We start from the raw sequence: 14,537 nt of genomic DNA, 5'->3' as shown, positions 1-14,537 counted from the left end.
ACGGGCCGGTCCGTTGACGCCCGGGACCCTGCCGCCTACGCGCCGGCCGCCCAGTGCCAGGCTCCGCCGCGGCAGGATACGAGGACACCGCCGTCCCGGACATACAGGACGTCGTCGTCCTCGTCCCACGTCATGCGCAGGATCTCGTCGTGCGGGTCTCCGCGGAGAACCCTCTTCCACAGCGGATCGGCGGGCGCGCCCGGCGTGTGCAGCGCGATGGACCGTACGTCGTCGAGCGTCAACGTCACTGGTCCCACAGGGCGGTACGGCTCGGTCTCCGACTCGGCGTACCCGGCGGCGAAGGCCAGCTCCACGCGCAAAGTCCCGCCGGTGGGCAGCACGGACAGCCGAAAGCCCTCGGACTCGACGTCGAGTTCACCGATGCCGGGAACGCGCCACCCCGAGATCTCCCGCCCGGCCGGGCCGGGGTCGCCGGCGAGGACTGGCGTGCAGCCAAGCCACATGGGTCGAACTTTCACTTCACAGCGCTCGGGGAGCGCGGGGTGGGAGAGGTCCTGTCAGCTCATGTCAGCTCTCAGGTCCGGGCCGAGCGTCACTGGGATCGGTTCATCTGAATCTTCCGTGGATACCCCTGCCTTCAGGCAGGGGCGGAAACAGACTACTGCGGAGAAGGGCAAGGAGCTGTGCTGCGCCGCCAGGGCGGATCGCGGTGCTCTGACCCCGCGGATGTGATCGCACGTCACCACATGGTCAAGAACCACACGCTCGCCCGGGCGATCTCGGATGCGAGCTGGAGCGAGTTCCGGAACATGCTGGAGTACGAAGCGGCCTGGTACGGGCGGGAAGTGATCACGGTCGACCGTTTCTTCCCCTCCTCGAAGCTGTGCTCCGCCTGCGGCACCCTCGCCGCGAGCATGCCTCTGCACGTCCGCACCTGAACGTGCGAGGGCTGTGGCGCGTCCCATGACCGGGACGTGAACGCGGCACGCAACCTCAAGGCCGCCGGGCCGGCGGCATCGGTCTGTGGAGCCGGTGCAAGACCTCAACGGAGCACTCCGGGCGGGCAACCGGCGACGAAGCAGAAAACCCCACGGCGCGAGCCGTAGGAACCCCCCTCGAACACGAGGGAGAGTAGGTCAACCAAGCACCCCGCCGGGCAGAACGGGAGCGGGATTCGCTTCACCGGTCGCGCATGCCCCACGCGCGCCGACCGTGGCCGGGGCTCACAGCGCTGCCATGAACTCCCGGGCCCGGTCGGTGATCCGCCGCCAGTCGCCGGCCGCCACGGCGGCCGGGGGGACCACGTCGGAGCCGGCGCACACCGCCAGCGCGCCGGCGGTCAGGAAGGCGGCGGCGTTGGTGGCGTTCACCCCGCCGGAGGCGACCAGCGGGGTGCCGGGGTAGGGGCCGGTCAGGTCCGTGAAGTGGCGGGGGCCCAGGGTGTGGGCGGGGAAGATCTTCACGGCGGCGGCGCCGAGGTCGAGGGCCTGGCCGACCTCGGTGGGGGTGAGGGCGCCCATGATGACGGGGACGCCGGCTTCGGCGGCGGCTTCGGCGACGGCGGGGCGGATGCCGGGGGTGACCAGGTAGCGGGCCCCGGCCTCGATCGCCTGCTCGGCCTGTGCGGCGGTGAGCACCGTACCCGCGCCGAGTCCGGCCCCGACTCCGCCGTCGGCCGCCGCGCGGCGCAGGTGGGTGGTGAGGCCGGGGGTGGTGTAGGTGAACTCGACCCAGCGGATGCCGCCCTCGCGCAGTGCGGCGCACAGCGCGGCGGCGTCGGGGATGGCGGGGGCGCGGACGACGGCGATGACGCGGTCGGCGGCCAGCGGATCGAGTGCGGTGGGTGGGTCAGTGCTGGTCATCGGGGGTGCTCCAGGCGGCGTCGTCGAGGGTGAGCCAGGGGTCGAGTGCGGTGCGCGGCGGCAGGGTGGGCAGATCGGCGGCGGTGCGCAGGGCGGCGCCGGCGGCGAGGTGGCCCAGGCGCAGCCGGGCGGTGGGGTCGCGGTTCTCCAGCAGGGCGGCGAGGTAGCCGGCGGCGAAGGCGTCGCCGGCGCCGACCGGTTCGACCACGCGCAGCGGGCGGGCGGGGACGAAGGTGGTGCCGTCGGTCGTGCTGAAGGAGGTGGCGCCGAGTTCGGCGTCCTTGACGACGATGAGCGGGGCGGGGGCGAGCAGTTCGGCGATCTCCTCGGGGCGGGCGGTGCCCCACAGTGCCTGCGCCTCGTCGCGGCCGGTGAACACCACGTCGGCGGCCCGGGCGAGGGCGAGCAGGGTGGGGGCGGCCTGCCGGGGCAGGCCGCGCCACAGCGCCGGGCGGTGGTTGATGTCGAAGGAGATGAGTGGGCCGGGCGCGGCGCGCCGGACGACGAGGGCGTCCAGGAGTGCGGCGCAGCTGTCGGACAGGGCGGCGGTGATGCCGGTGAGGTGCAGGATCCGGGCGGCGCGCAGGGCGGGCAGACCGGCGAGTTCGGGGCCCATCCGGGCGGCGGCGGAGTGCCGGCGGTAGTAGTACGTACGGGTGGTGCCGTCCGGTCCCGGGTCCTTGGCGTACAGGCCGGTGGGCCGCTCGGGGTCCACGGTGGCGCCGCTGATGTCGACGCCCCGGGCGCCGAGGTCGGCGAGGACCCGGGCGCCGAACGGGTCCTCGCCGACCCGCCCGGCCCAGGCGGCGCGGTGGCCGAGGCCGGCCAGGGCGCAGGCGACATTGGATTCGGCGCCGCCGATGCCCAGGGCCAGGCTGGTACTGCCGGCGAGCGGCCGGCCGTCGGCCGGGGCGAGCACGGCCATGGTCTCGCCGAGGCAGATCACCTCGGCCCCGGGCCCGGTCACCGGCCGGCCGCCAGGCGCAGCATGACCTTGCCGCTGCCGGCGGCGGGGTCGGCGGCCACCGCGAGGGCGGCGGGGGCGTCGTCGATGCCGAAGCGGTGGCTGATGACCGGTGCGACGTCGAGGCCGTCGCGCAGGGCGGTCAGGGCGTCGTCGATCTCCTCGGTGAAGCGGTAGGAGCCGAGCCAGCTGATCTCTCGGGTCACCAGGTCGCCGAGGGCGGCGGGGGCCGGGGTGCCGGGCAGGTTGCCGACCTGGACGAGGGTGCCGCCGCGTGCGGTGGCGCGCAGGACGGGGCCGAGCGCGGCGGGTGCGCCGGACGCCTCGAAGACGATCTCGATGTCCTCGGGCAGGGCCGCGCCCCGGGAGAGGTCGCGGGTGTCGGCGGCGCCCATGGCGCGGGCGACGGCGAGCGAGGACGCGGCGAGGTCGGCGGCGATGACGGTGGCGGCGCCGCGGTGCAGCGCGGCGGCCACCAGCAGGGCGCCGATGGGTCCGGCGCCGTTGACCAGGACGGTCCGGCCGCGTACCTCGGGGGCCCGGTGGACGGCGTGCAGGGCGACGGCGAGCGGTTCGGCCAGGGCGCCGTGTTCGGTGCTGACGCCGGCCGGCAGCGGCCGGATCTGCTCGGCGGGCACGGTGCGGTACTGGCTGAAGCCGCCGTCGGTGTGCGGGTCGAAGGCGGCGGAGCCGAAGTACCGTACCCGCGAGTGGAGGTTGGTGCGGCCGGCGAGCCGGGCCGGCAGGACCGAGTCGGCGGTGGGCCTGGCCGGGTGGACGGTCACGGGCTGGCCGTCCGTCAGCCCGGTGACGCCGGGGCCCAGCGCGGCGATCCGGCCGGCGACCTCGTGGCCGAGCACCATGGGCCCGGTGAGGGTGGCGGTGCCGGAGGCGCCGTGTTTCCAGTAGGAGAGGTCGGAGCCGCAGATCCCGCCCCACTCCAGGGCGAGCAGCACCTCGCCCGGCCCGGGCGGCGCCGGCGCGGGGAGTTCGTCGACGCGTACGTCCCCGGCCCCGTGAACGACGACCGCTTTCATGCCGCGTCCTCCAGCCGGACCAGGTCGCGGCCCCGGGTTTCGGGGGCGAGGATGGCGGAGGTGAGGCTGATGGCGGAGTAGACGATCAGCATGGCGGCGATCGGCCACCAGCTGCCGGTGGCGGCGGTGAGGGAGGCGGCGAGCACCGGGCCGATGGCGGTGGCGAGGACGCCGCCGATCTCCTTGGCGACGGCGAGCTGGGTGAAGCGGGTGCGGGAGCCGAAGAGTTCGGCCATGGTGACGGACTCCAGGGAGAACAGCCCCAGGACGCCGATGTTGAGGGCCAGGACCATGCCGAGCATGAGCGCGGCGGTGGAGCCGTGAGCGATCAGCAGCATCAGGGGGAAGGCGAGGATCATGGTCGCGGTGGTGAGCGCGATGTACAGCGGGCGGCGGCCGAAGCGGTCGCCGAGGACGCCGACCAGCGGCACGGTGACGAAGCCGAGCAGCGAGCCGTACAGGATGGCGTCGGTGGGGATGGCCCGGTCGACGGCCAGGGTGGTGGCGATGTAGCCGACCAGGAAGGTCTGCACCAGCCCGGAGTTGCCGGCCTGGCCGAAGCGCAGGCCCAGCGCGAGGAAGAACGCCTTGCCCTTGCGCTGGCGCAGTCCGGCCTCCAGGGTGCCGGCGTGCCGGTCCTGGTCCTCGGTCACGGCGGCGGTCTTCAGCTCGCCCCGGGTGAGGGCCACGCCGTCGACCACGTCGGGGCGCTCCTCGAAGACCGGGCTCTCCTTGAGGTTGCGGCGCAGCCAGACGGCGAAGATCAGCAGCAGGAAGCTGAGCAGGAAGGGCAGTCGCCAGCCCCAGGCGAGGAGTTGTTCCTCGGTGAGCACGGCGAGCAGGATGGCCCACAGTCCGGAGGCGGCCAGGGTGCCGGAGTTGGTGCCGAGCGAGACGAGGGAGGCGACCAGGCCGCGGCGCCTGGGCGGGGCGTACTCGGCGAGCATGACGGTGGCGCCGGCGATCTCCGCGCCGGCGCCGAAGCCCTGGACCAGGCGCAGGGCGACCAGCAGGACCGGGGCCATGATGCCGATGGTGGCGTAGGTGGGGAGGGCGCCGATGAGGGTGGTGGAGACGCCCATCATGACGATGGTGATGACGAGGACCTTTTTGCGGCCTATGCGGTCGCCCATCCGGCCGAAGTAGACGGCGCCGGCGAGGCGGGCGACGTAGCCGACGCCGTAGGTGGCCATGGCGGCGATGAGGCCGATGGCGGGGCTGACGTCGGGGAAGAAGATCTTGTTGAAGACGATGGCGGCGGCCAGGGAGTAGAGCTGGAAATCCATGAACTCCATGGCGGTGCCGAGCCATCCGGAGACGGCGGCTCTGGTGAGGTCGCGGGTGCTTCTGCGCACGGCGCCGGTGGGCTCCGTGGTGGCGCTGGTCGTCATCGTGAACTCCGTTGTTCTTGCTGCTGTGCGCGGTGCGCCGGGGAGGGGGACGGGCGGGGTGGTGGTGCCCGGGGGGTCAGATCTCGACGCGGCCGGCCCGCAGGGCGGGCAGGTGGGCGGCGACGGCGGTGGTCAGTGCCTGGTCGTCGGCCAGGTCGGAGGCGCCGAGGGCGGTGAGCAGGGCGCGTACGGTGCCGGCGGGGTCGGCCGGCTGCCAGTGCGCGGCCAGGGTGGTGGCCGCCGGGTCGGCGGTGGTGGCGCCGGGCCGGGTGGCGTGCACCCAGCCGGCGAGGGCGAGTTCGAGTACGGGGGTGGCGGTGCCGGCCGCGCGCAGGGTGCGCAGGGCGGGCAGCCAGCGTTCGGGGATCTTCAGTGATCCGTCGGAGCCGATCTGGCTGAGCCGGTGGCCCATCGCCGGGTTGCGGAAGCGGGTGACGAGGGCGTCGGCGTACCCGGTGGGGTCGGGGCCGCCGGGGGGCAGGGTGGGGGCGATCTCGGCGCACAGGGCGCGCACCAGGGGTTCGCCCCAGTCGGTGGCGAGGGTGCCGTCGATGGTGGTGGCGCCGGTGGCCAGGCCGAGATAGGCGAGGGCGGAGTGCGAGCCGTTGAGCAGCCGCAGCTTGGTGAGCTGGTACGGGGCCGGGTCGGGGACGAACAGCGCGCCGTCGAGTTCCCAGGGTGGGCGGGCGGCGGCGAAGGTGTCCTGGAGGACCCACTGCCGGTAGGGCTCGGCGGTCACCGGCAGGGCGTCGGTGAGGCCGAGCGCGGCGCTCGCGGCGGCGCGGTGGGCGTCGGTGGTGGCGGGGACGATGCGGTCGACGACGGTGGCGGGGAAGGTGACGGCGGTCGCCAGCCGGTCGAGCACGGTGTGCCGGTCGGGCCAGCCGCTCGCCTCGATGAAGGCGCGGACGGCGGCGCCGAGCACGGCCCCGTTGCCGGCCATGTTGTCGCAGGAGACCACGCTGAGGGGCGCGGCGTGGGCCCGCATCCGGGCGGCGAGGGCGGCGGCGAGCCGGCCGATGACCGTACGGAGCCGGGCCGGGTCGCCGGCCGCCGCCAGGTCGGCGGCGATGGCGGGGGCGGTGGGGTCCAGGGTGCCGCCGCGCGCGTGGTAGCCCTTCTCGGTGATGGTGAGGGTCACCACCGTCACCTCGGGGTCGGTGAGCAGGGCGTCGATCCGGGCCGCGTCCGGGACCATGGCGAGGGCGCCGGTGAGCGCGCCGATGACTTTGGTGGCCGGTCCGTCCGGCCGCTGTTCGGTCAGCGAGTAGAGGCAGTCCTGGCCGCGCAGGGCGCGCACCACGTCCAGGGAGCGGGGGGCGACGGCGGTGATGCCCCAGGGTTGGCCGGAGCGGGCGGCGGCGTTCTCGGTGTAGACGGCCTGGTGGGCGCGGTGGAAGGCGCCGAGTCCGAAGTGCACGACGCGGGTGCGGGGCGTGTCGGGGCCGGTGGCCGGGCGCTGCGGTGCGGGGAGCCGGTGTGCGGTGGCGCGGCTGAGCGGGAGGGGGCCGGTGGTGGTCACCAGTCGTGCACCGAGCCGTCCAGGCGGCGCGCGACGGGGAGGTAGCGCGGCTGGTAGGGGAAGCGTTCGGCGGCGGCCTCGTCGTATTCGACGCCCAGGCCCGGTTCTTCGGAGGGGTGCAGCATGCCGTCGGCGAAGGTGACGCCGCCGTGGAAGACCTCGGCGGTCTCGTCGGGGTGGCCCATGTACTCCTGGATGCCGAAGTTGGGGACGGCGAGGTCGAGGTGGACGTTGGCGGCGAGGCTGACCGGGGAGAGGTCGGTGGCGCCGTGCGAGCCGGTGCGTACCTGGTAGAGGGCGGCGAGGTCGAAGATGCGGCGCAGGTGGGTGATGCCGCCGGCGTGCACGACGGTGGTGCGTACGTAGTCGATGAGCTGTTCGGTGATGAGGTGCTGGACGTCCCAGATGGAGGTGAGCACTTCGCCGACGGCGATGGGGGTGGTGGTGTGCTGCCGGATGAGGCGGAAGGCTTCCTGGTTCTCGGCGGGGGTGGGGTCCTCCATCCAGAACAGCTGGACGTCCTCGACGCGTTTGCCGAACCGGGCGGCCTCGATGGGGGTGAGGCGGTGGTGGATGTCGTGCAGGAGGTGGAAGCCGAAGCCGAAGCGGTCGCGGACGGCTTCGAGGTAGCCGGGGGCGAAGTTGAGGTAGGCGGCGGTGTCCCAGGGCTGTTCGTCGGGGAGGGCGGTGGCGGCCGGCTCGTAGACCTTGCCCTTGCGGACGCCGTAGGTGCCGCCGACGTCGGGGACGGCGGCCTGGGCGCGGACGGCCTTGTAGCCCAGGGACAAAAAACGGTCGACGTCGTCGAGGAGGGCGGGGACGTCGGTGCCGCTGGCGTGTGAGTAGACGAGCACGCCGTCGCGGGACCGGCCGCCGAGCAGTTGGTAGACGGGGAGTCCGGCGGTCTTGCCCTTGATGTCCCACAGGGCGGTGTCGACGGCGGAGATCGCGGTCATGGTGACGGGGCCGCGCCGCCAGTAGGCGCCCTTGTAGAGGTACTGCCAGATGTCCTCGATGCGGGCCGGGTCCTTGCCGATGAGCAGCGGGACGAGGTGGTCGCGCAGGTAGGCGGCGACGGCGAGTTCGCGGCCGTTGAGGGTGGCGTCACCGAGGCCGGTCACACCGTCCGAGGTGGTGATGCGCAGGGTCACAAAGGTGCGTCCCGGGGAGGCGACGAACACCTCGGCGCGCTCGATGGTGCTCACAGCAGCCATTCTCCTTGTCGCTCGCGTCATCGCGGGCGTCTGCCCGACAGGGCTTGTATACAAGCACTTGTCGCGCAGAACGGCAATACTTTCGGCGGCGCGTTTTCCCCAGGCCACCGGCCCGCCCGGCGGCGCCCGGCCACCGATACGATGGGGCGCATGGCTCAATCGGACCGGCGGCGGACCTCACGACGCGCGATCTACACCACGCTGCGCCAGATGGTCCTCACCCTTCAGCTGCCCCCCGGCGCCGCGCTCTCGGAGAACGAGCTGGCGGCCTCCCTCGGGGTGAGCCGCACCCCGGTCCGCGAGTCGCTGATCATGCTGGCCCAGGAGGGCCTGGTGCAGGTCTTCCCCAAGATCGGGTCCTTCGTCGCCCGGGTCGACCCGGCCCAGGTCGCCGACGCCCAGTTTCTGCGCGAGGCGGTCGAGCTGGCCTCCCTGGAGGACCTTCCGGGGGAACTGGACGAGACGGTGGTCGCGGAACTGCGCGACAATCTGGAGCGGCAGCGCCGGCCAGGACTGGGTCTTGAGGAGTTCTTCGAGCTGGACGAGGCGTTCCACCAAGGGCTGCTGCGGCTCAGCGGGCACGCCAGCGCCTGGACCACGGTGGCCGCCGCCAAGGGCCATCTGGACCGGGCCCGGCGGCTCGGGCTGTACGAGAACGCCACCTCGGCCGGGTTCGCCGCGCAGCACGGCGAGATCCTGGAAGCCGTGCTCGGCGGCGATGTGACACTGGCCCGTACCGCCATGCGCACCCATCTGCGCGCGGTCTTCCACGACATCGAACGCATCCGGGCGCACTCCCCCGAACTCTTCGCCACCGATTCGACGGCGGTGCCGGTCCGGCGCAGCGTGGTGGTGTGGGAGTGACGGAGCCGTCCGGCCTCCGGCACTCCCGGCGTGCGGTGGCACGGCCGCTCAGAAGTCGAACGCGTCCACGTTGGCGGCGTCGAAGACCGTGGGCGGGCCCAGGGCGATCACGCCGTCCGCTCCGATGGTGAACTCGCCCAGCTCCCCGGCCGTGAAGGTCTCGCCCTCCGCGCCGGTGATCTGCCCGGAGGCCAGCGCGGCGCCCGCGTAGGCGGCCAGATAGCCCAGATCGGCCGGGTCCCACAGGGCGAAGGAGGCCACCGTGCCGTCGTGGACGAACTCCCGCATCTGGTTGGGGGTGCCCAGGCCGGTCAGCGCGACCCGCCCGCCGTACTCGGACCCGGACAGATAGCGGCCTGCCGCGGCGAGGCCGACGGTGGTCGGGGAGACGATGCCCGCGAGGTCCGGGTGCGAGCGCAGCAGGCCCTGGGTCTCCTGGAAGGACTTCTCGTCCTCGTCGTTGCCGTACGCCACCGCGACCAGCTCGATGTCCGCGTACTCGGGGCGCTCCAGTTCCTCCTCCATCAGCGCGATCCAGGTGTTCTGGTTGGTGGCGTTGGGGGTGGCCGACAGGATGGCGATCTGTCCGGCGCCACCGATCTGTCCGGCGATCAGCTCGATCTGGGTACGGGCGATGTCCTGGGCCACCGCCTGGTTGATGAAGACGTCGCGGCACTCGGCGCGGGCGTCCGAGTCGAAGGTCACCACGTGCGCCCCGGCGTCCCGGGCGCTGTTGAGCGCTCCGCACACCGCTCCCGGGTCGTTCGCGGAGATGGCGATCACATCGGTGCCCTGCTGGGTGAGGGTATTGATGTAGCTGACCTGGGAGGAGGCGCTGGCCTCCGAGGGGCCGACCTCTTTGAAGGTGCCGGCGAACTCGGTGGTGGCGCGCTCGCCGCCGCCCCGGGCGACGGTGAAATAGGGGTTGTTGACCTGCTTGGGGAGAAAGGCCACCGCCAGGCCCTCGCGCAGCGGCGCGTCCGGGTCGGCCGACGCGGTGGAGCGCGGGCCGGCCCCCGGCTCGGGGGTGCCGTCGTCCCCGCCCCGGGTGGTGCCGGAGCAGGCGGCGAGCAGCAGCAGCGCCGCCAGCGCGGTGGCCGCCGTACCGATGCGGGGCCGGCCGAAGTGTACGGGCATGTCCGAATCCCTTCCTCGTTGTCAGGTGATGCCGGTGGTGCGGGTACGGCGGCGGAGCGCGGCGAGCGCCCGGGGGGCGAGCACCGAGCCGATCAGCAGGGTGCCGGTGACGATGTCGAGGGTGTCGGCGGGTACGTCGGCGAGTTGGAGGGCGTTGCGCAGGGTGACCAGCAGCAGGACCCCGGCGCACACCCCGGCGAGGGTGCCCCGGCCGCCGAAGATGGACACCCCGCCGAGCAGGACGGCGGCCACCACGGCGAGTTCCAGGCCCTGACCGTTGTCGGCGCGCGCGCTGGCGTAGCGCAGGGTCCAGAACACCCCGGCCAGGCCGCAGACGGCGCCGCAGCCGACGAAGAGCCAGAACTTGGTACGGGCCACCGCGATCCCGGAGAACCGGGCGGCCTCGGCGTTGTTGCCGATGGCGAACAGCGCGCGGCCCAGCGGGGTGGCGTGCAGCAGCACCGCGCAGCCGGCCGCCGCCAGGGCGGTGAGCAGCATGGCGGTGGGGATCGCGCCGCCCGGCAGCGTACCGCCGGCCGCGTCCGTCCACTGACGGGGGAAGTCGGCGACGGCGCGGTCGCCGAGCACCACGAAGGCCAGCCCGCGGTAGGCGGCGAGGGTGCCGATGGTGACGGCGAGGGCGGGGAGCCCGAAGCCGGTGACGAACACGCCGTTGACGGCGCCGAGCAGCGCGCCGAGCGCGACGGCGGCGAGCACCACCAGCTCCAGCGGCCAGCCGGCCAGCCACAGCTGGCCCATCACGGCGCTGCACAGCCCCAGGGTGCTGGCCACCGACAGATCGATCTCGCCGGTGACGACGATGAGGGTGACGGGGAGCGCCACCAGACCGATGGCAACCGCGTCCAGCAGCAGGAACTGGGCGTTGCGGCCGGTGGCGAAGCCGTCCACCGCGAGGGCCGCGACGAGCGTCACCAGCAGCAGGGTGGCGAGCAGCGCGGTGTCCCAGCGGCGCAGGGCGCCCGGTACCCCGCGGGTCTCAGCCGGCATGGGGGGCCTCCGGGGCGGTACGGGCCGCGCGGGCGGTACGGGCGGCGAGTTGGACGGTGAGCAGCCGGTCCAGGCCGATGGCGGCCAGGATGAGGGCGCCGACCGCGGCCTGTTGCCAGAAAGGGTCGACCCGCAGGACCGCGAGGGAGCTGCCGATGCAGGTGAGCAGCAGCGCGCCGAGGGCGGCGCCCAGCGCGGTGCCGCTGCCGCCGAAGATGGCGACTCCGCCGACCACGACGGCGGCGACCACCTGGAGTTCCAGGCCCTGCCCGGCGGTGGCGTCGACGGTGCCGTACCGGGCGGCGTACAGCACTCCGGCGAGCCCGGCGAGGGAGCCGCTGAGCAGGAAGGCGGTACGGACCCGGCGGCCGGCCGGAATGCCGGCGCGCTCGGCGGCGGCCGGTTCGGAGCCGATCGCGTACAGCTCGCGTCCGCTGCGGTAGCTGTGCAGCCACTGGGCGACGGCGAGCACCACGGCGATGGCGAGCAGGGCCAGGACGGGGATGCCGGCGACGGTGGCGGTGCCCAGGTCGAGGAAGGGGCGGGGCAGGTCGGCGGCGTTGATCTGCCGGCCGGCCGCCCAGGAGTGGGCGAGGCCGCGGAAGACATAGAGCGTGCCGAGGGTGATGACGAGGGCGGGGACGCCGCCGTAGCTGATCAGGGCGCCGTTGAGGGCGCCGCACAGGGCGCCGATGCCGATGCCGGCGAGGGCGGCCAGCGGCAGTGGGATGCCGGGGGCGGTGGAGAGCAGGTCGGCGGTGCCGAAGGCGGCCAGGCCGAGTACGGAGCCGACGGACAGGTCGATGTTGCGGGTGAGGACGACGATGGTCTGGCCGGCCGCCAGGACGGTGAGGATGGCGGCGGACAGCAGCAGGTCGCGGATGCTCTGGGCGGACAGGAAGCGGGAATTGGCGGTGGCGGTGACGGCGATCAGCAGGACCAGGGCGGCCAGGACGCCGAGTTCGCGGGGGTGGGCTCTGCTCATGGCCGCTCCCCCGGTTGCCCGGTGGCGGCGGCCATGACGGATTCGGCGGTGGCGGTGGGGCCGGGGAGGGTGGCGGTGGCGCGGCCCTCGTGGAGCACCAGGATGCGGTCGGCCATGCCGAGGACTTCGGGGAGTTCGGAGGAGACCATCACGATGGCCATGCCGTCGGCGGCCAGTTCGGACATCATCCGGTGCACCTCGGCCTTGGTGCCCACGTCGATGCCCCGGGTGGGTTCGTCGAGGATGAGGACGGCGGGTGCGGTGGCCAGCCATTTGGCCAGCACGATCTTCTGCTGGTTGCCGCCGGACAGGGTGCCGGCGGGGGCCTGGGTGCCGCTGTGCCGTACCTGTAACCGCTCGGTCCAGTGCCGGGCTTCGGCGCGTTCGCGGCGGGTGGTGAGCAGGCCGTGCCGGGCGAGGCGGCGCAGCCGGGTGAGGGCGGTGTTGCGTTCGACGGACAGTTCCAGGACCAGGCCCTGCTGGCGGCGGTCCTCGGGGACGAGGGCGAGCCCGGCGGCCATGGCGGCGGCCGGGGAGCCGGGCGGCAGCGGGCGGCCGGCCACGGTGACGGTGCCGGCGTCGTACCGGTCCACGCCGAAGACGGCGCGCACCACTTCGCTGCGGCCGGCGCCCACCAGGCCGGCCAGGGCGAGGATTTCGCCGCGCCGTACGGTGAAGGAGATGTCGGTGAAGGCGCCGTGCCGGGTGAGTCCTTCGACGCGCAGCACGGTGTCGCCGGGGGTGGTGGGCCGTTTGGGGAAGAGGGCGCCGATGTCGCGGCCGACCATGCGGCGGACCACGGTGTCGGGGGTGAGGTGTGCGGCGGGGTCGGTGGAGACCCATCGGCCGTCGCGGAGCACGGTGATGTCGTGGGCGAGGGCGAAGATCTCCTCGAAGCGGTGCGAGATGAACAGGACGGCGGCGCCGCGTGCGCACAGGGCGCGCACCACGGTGAACAGTCGCTGGACCTCGGCGCCGGACAGCGCGGCGGTGGGCTCGTCCATGACGAAGATCCGGGCGTCCAGGGAGAGTGCCCGGGCGATCTCGACGAGTTGCTGCTCGGCGATGGACAGGCCGCGGGCGGGCCGGTCGGGGTCGAGGGTGACGCCGAGCCGGGCGAGCTGTGCGGTGGTGGCGGTGCGCAGGGCGCGGCGGTCGATGCGGCGCAGCCGGCCGGTGGGCTGGCGGCTCATGTAGAGGTTCTCGGCGATGGACAGGTCGGGGAAGAGGGTGGGTTCCTGGTGGATGACGGCGATGCCGGCGGCGCGGGCGGCGGCGGCATCGCGCAGGACGGTGGGGCGGCCGTCGAGTTCGAGGGTGCCCCGGTCGGGGCGGTGGGCGCCGGCCAGCATGCGGACGAGGGTGGATTTTCCGGCGCCGTTCTCGCCGGCGAGGGCGTGGACGCGGCCGGGGTGCAGGGCGAGGGTGACGTCGCGGACGGCGGTGACGGCGCCGAAGGATTTGGCGACGCCGCGCAGTTGGAGGGCTGGGGGCTGGGCTGTGGTGGGACCGGGCACGGCTCTCCATTTCTCCGCATGAATCGATTCAAGAGGAGACTGAAGAGAGTAGGGCCAAGCCATGCACGCGTCAAGGGGACCGGCGGCGGGGCGCACGGCCGGCACCGGGCGCGCCGAGCCCGCCCCGGGGCGGTGAAGGACACGGCACGCCGGCGCAGCCCGCGGCGGCCGGCGCGACAGCGTCCCTGCCCTCCCCCGGAAACGGGGAGGGGCAGCCGGCGGGCCGGATGTGTCAGACGCCCCCGGCCGGCAACGGCTCACGGCGCAGCAGGCGGGAGTGGAGATCACGGAGTCCGGGGCCCGGCTCGTCGCCGAGTTCGGCGATCAGGCACTGGCGGATGCGGTGGTACGCGGCCAGCGCCTCGTGCTGGCGGCCGGCCCGGTGCAGGGCGAGCATCAGCAGCCCGGCGACGGACTCGTCCAGCGGCTGCTCCTCGGTGAGCCGGTACAGCGCGGGAACGTGCTCGATGTGGTGCCCCAGGCGCAGTCCCGCCTCGGCCCGGCCGATCCGGGCGGTCAGCCACTCCTGGCGCAGCGTCACCCTGACCCCGGCCGCCCAGGCCGAGCGCAGATCGGGCATCGGGGGGCCGGTCCACAGTTCCACGGCGCGGTCGTACAGACCGAGCGCGCCCCGGTCGTCGCCGGCCCGGGCGGCGCGGCGGGCGCGTTCGGCGAGCCGGCGGAAGAGATGCAGGTCGATCAGCTGCGGATCGATGTCGAGCACATAGCCGCCGCGCCGGCGGCGCAGCGGCTCGGCGCCGCCGCGCACGTCGGAGCCGCGCAGCGCGTGCCGCAGCCGGGTGCCGCAGGTGTAGAGCGCGTCCCGGGGGTGCCGGGGCAGGTCCTCGCCCCAGATGTGGGCGATGACGAGGTCGTCCGCGAGGTATTCACCGGGCCGCCAGGCGAGCGAGGCCAGCAGGGTGGCGGTCCGTTCCTGGAGCGGGGCGGTTCCGGGCCCCGAGCCACGCAGGGATATCGCGCCGAGCAGGGTGATGTCCACCGTTCACCAGCCAATCTCCTGGGGGTTGTGGGGCGACTGTGGCAGCCGGGCGCACGGTTTCCGCATGGATTCCGC

13 protein-coding genes and 1 pseudogene are annotated in these 14,537 nt (G+C 73.9%); 2 read left to right on the top strand and 12 right to left on the bottom strand.

Annotated features, from left to right (window positions below; genetic code table 11):
* Window positions 1–35: 35 nt before the first annotated feature.
* Window positions 36–464, bottom strand: a complete 429-nt coding sequence (locus tag AC5WRL_RS02690) for a hypothetical protein (RefSeq protein WP_496086589.1) — start codon at window positions 462–464, stop codon at window positions 36–38.
* 240 nt (window positions 465–704) lie between these two features.
* On the opposite strand from AC5WRL_RS02690, the pseudogene AC5WRL_RS02685 reads away from it, so the two are divergent.
* Window positions 705–1,067 (top strand): annotated as a pseudogene (locus AC5WRL_RS02685) (RNA-guided endonuclease TnpB family protein); the annotation flags it as partial.
* Window positions 1,068–1,184: 117 nt separating this feature from the next.
* Here the strand turns inward: AC5WRL_RS02685 and AC5WRL_RS02680 are convergent.
* The 6 genes from AC5WRL_RS02680 to manD all read right to left on the bottom strand — a co-directional run bounded on the left by AC5WRL_RS02680 (window position 1,185) and on the right by manD (window position 7,951).
* Window positions 1,185–1,823 carry a bifunctional 4-hydroxy-2-oxoglutarate aldolase/2-dehydro-3-deoxy-phosphogluconate aldolase gene (locus AC5WRL_RS02680; RefSeq protein ID WP_496086588.1) on the bottom strand — a complete coding sequence of 213 codons (639 nt, stop codon included), beginning with the start codon at window positions 1,821–1,823 and terminating at the stop codon, window positions 1,185–1,187.
* Window positions 1,810–2,790 (bottom strand): sugar kinase, encoded by a 981-nt coding sequence (locus tag AC5WRL_RS02675; protein WP_496086587.1) that lies wholly within the window; start codon window positions 2,788–2,790, stop codon window positions 1,810–1,812. The genes AC5WRL_RS02680 and AC5WRL_RS02675 overlap by 14 nt, the downstream gene beginning before the upstream one ends.
* The gene (locus tag AC5WRL_RS02670) at window positions 2,787–3,824 is read right to left on the bottom strand and encodes an L-idonate 5-dehydrogenase (RefSeq protein ID WP_496086586.1); all 1,038 of its coding nucleotides are present in this window, start codon (window positions 3,822–3,824) and stop codon (window positions 2,787–2,789) included. Before AC5WRL_RS02670 ends, AC5WRL_RS02675 begins: the two co-directional genes overlap by 4 nt.
* Window positions 3,821–5,215: an MFS transporter gene (locus AC5WRL_RS02665; RefSeq protein ID WP_496086585.1), complete on the bottom strand. Its 1,395-nt coding sequence runs from the start codon at window positions 5,213–5,215 to the stop codon at window positions 3,821–3,823. Before AC5WRL_RS02665 ends, AC5WRL_RS02670 begins: the two co-directional genes overlap by 4 nt.
* Window positions 5,216–5,291: 76 nt before the next feature.
* Window positions 5,292–6,737 carry a mannitol dehydrogenase family protein gene (locus tag AC5WRL_RS02660; protein ID WP_496086584.1) on the bottom strand — a complete coding sequence of 482 codons (1,446 nt, stop codon included), beginning with the start codon at window positions 6,735–6,737 and terminating at the stop codon, window positions 5,292–5,294.
* The gene (gene manD / locus AC5WRL_RS02655; RefSeq protein WP_496086583.1) at window positions 6,734–7,951 is read right to left on the bottom strand and encodes a D-mannonate dehydratase ManD; all 1,218 of its coding nucleotides are present in this window, start codon (window positions 7,949–7,951) and stop codon (window positions 6,734–6,736) included. Before manD ends, AC5WRL_RS02660 begins: the two co-directional genes overlap by 4 nt.
* Before the next feature lie 150 nt (window positions 7,952–8,101).
* On the opposite strand from manD, the gene AC5WRL_RS02650 reads away from it, so the two are divergent.
* Complete coding sequence (locus tag AC5WRL_RS02650) at window positions 8,102–8,815, top strand: GntR family transcriptional regulator (RefSeq protein ID WP_496086582.1); 714 nt, start codon at window positions 8,102–8,104, stop codon at window positions 8,813–8,815.
* 48 nt (window positions 8,816–8,863) lie between these two features.
* Here the strand turns inward: AC5WRL_RS02650 and rhaS are convergent, their stop codons facing one another.
* From rhaS to AC5WRL_RS02625, 5 genes are all read right to left on the bottom strand, one after another.
* Window positions 8,864–9,952, bottom strand: coding sequence for a rhamnose ABC transporter substrate-binding protein (gene rhaS, locus AC5WRL_RS02645; RefSeq protein WP_496086581.1), 1,089 nt, complete (start codon window positions 9,950–9,952; stop codon window positions 8,864–8,866).
* Window positions 9,953–9,973: 21 nt separating this feature from the next.
* Window positions 9,974–10,960: an ABC transporter permease gene (locus AC5WRL_RS02640; RefSeq protein ID WP_496086580.1), complete on the bottom strand. Its 987-nt coding sequence runs from the start codon at window positions 10,958–10,960 to the stop codon at window positions 9,974–9,976.
* Window positions 10,950–11,945, bottom strand: coding sequence for an ABC transporter permease (locus AC5WRL_RS02635; protein WP_496086579.1), 996 nt, complete (start codon window positions 11,943–11,945; stop codon window positions 10,950–10,952). The genes AC5WRL_RS02640 and AC5WRL_RS02635 overlap by 11 nt, the downstream gene beginning before the upstream one ends.
* Entirely contained in the window at window positions 11,942–13,462 is a 1,521-nt protein-coding gene (locus tag AC5WRL_RS02630; RefSeq protein WP_496086578.1) for a sugar ABC transporter ATP-binding protein, read from the bottom strand. Before AC5WRL_RS02630 ends, AC5WRL_RS02635 begins: the two co-directional genes overlap by 4 nt.
* Window positions 13,463–13,694: 232 nt before the next feature.
* Window positions 13,695–14,462 carry an AfsR/SARP family transcriptional regulator gene (locus AC5WRL_RS02625; protein WP_496086577.1) on the bottom strand — a complete coding sequence of 256 codons (768 nt, stop codon included), beginning with the start codon at window positions 14,460–14,462 and terminating at the stop codon, window positions 13,695–13,697.
* Window positions 14,463–14,537 lie beyond the last annotated feature (75 nt).

The organism is Streptomyces sp. NTD107, assembly GCF_059510435.1.
The sequence above is the reverse complement of the archived record's forward strand: the minus strand, read 5'-3'. Positions and strand labels throughout refer to the sequence as shown.

Excerpts from the sequence above, each read along its gene's own strand:
- AC5WRL_RS02690 (WP_496086589.1), bottom strand. The coding sequence starts at position 464 with ATGTGGCTTGGCTGCACGCCAGTCCTCGCCGGCGACCCCGGCCCGGCC.
- AC5WRL_RS02680 (WP_496086588.1), bottom strand. The coding sequence starts at position 1,823 with ATGACCAGCACTGACCCACCCACCGCACTCGATCCGCTGGCCGCCGAC.
- AC5WRL_RS02670 (WP_496086586.1), bottom strand. The coding sequence starts at position 3,824 with ATGAAAGCGGTCGTCGTTCACGGGGCCGGGGACGTACGCGTCGACGAA.
- AC5WRL_RS02665 (WP_496086585.1), bottom strand. The coding sequence starts at position 5,215 with ATGACGACCAGCGCCACCACGGAGCCCACCGGCGCCGTGCGCAGAAGC.
- manD (WP_496086583.1), bottom strand. The coding sequence starts at position 7,951 with ATGGCTGCTGTGAGCACCATCGAGCGCGCCGAGGTGTTCGTCGCCTCC.
- AC5WRL_RS02650 (WP_496086582.1), top strand. The coding sequence starts at position 8,102 with ATGGCTCAATCGGACCGGCGGCGGACCTCACGACGCGCGATCTACACC.
- rhaS (WP_496086581.1), bottom strand. The coding sequence starts at position 9,952 with ATGCCCGTACACTTCGGCCGGCCCCGCATCGGTACGGCGGCCACCGCG.
- AC5WRL_RS02640 (WP_496086580.1), bottom strand. The coding sequence starts at position 10,960 with ATGCCGGCTGAGACCCGCGGGGTACCGGGCGCCCTGCGCCGCTGGGAC.
- AC5WRL_RS02635 (WP_496086579.1), bottom strand. The coding sequence starts at position 11,945 with ATGAGCAGAGCCCACCCCCGCGAACTCGGCGTCCTGGCCGCCCTGGTC.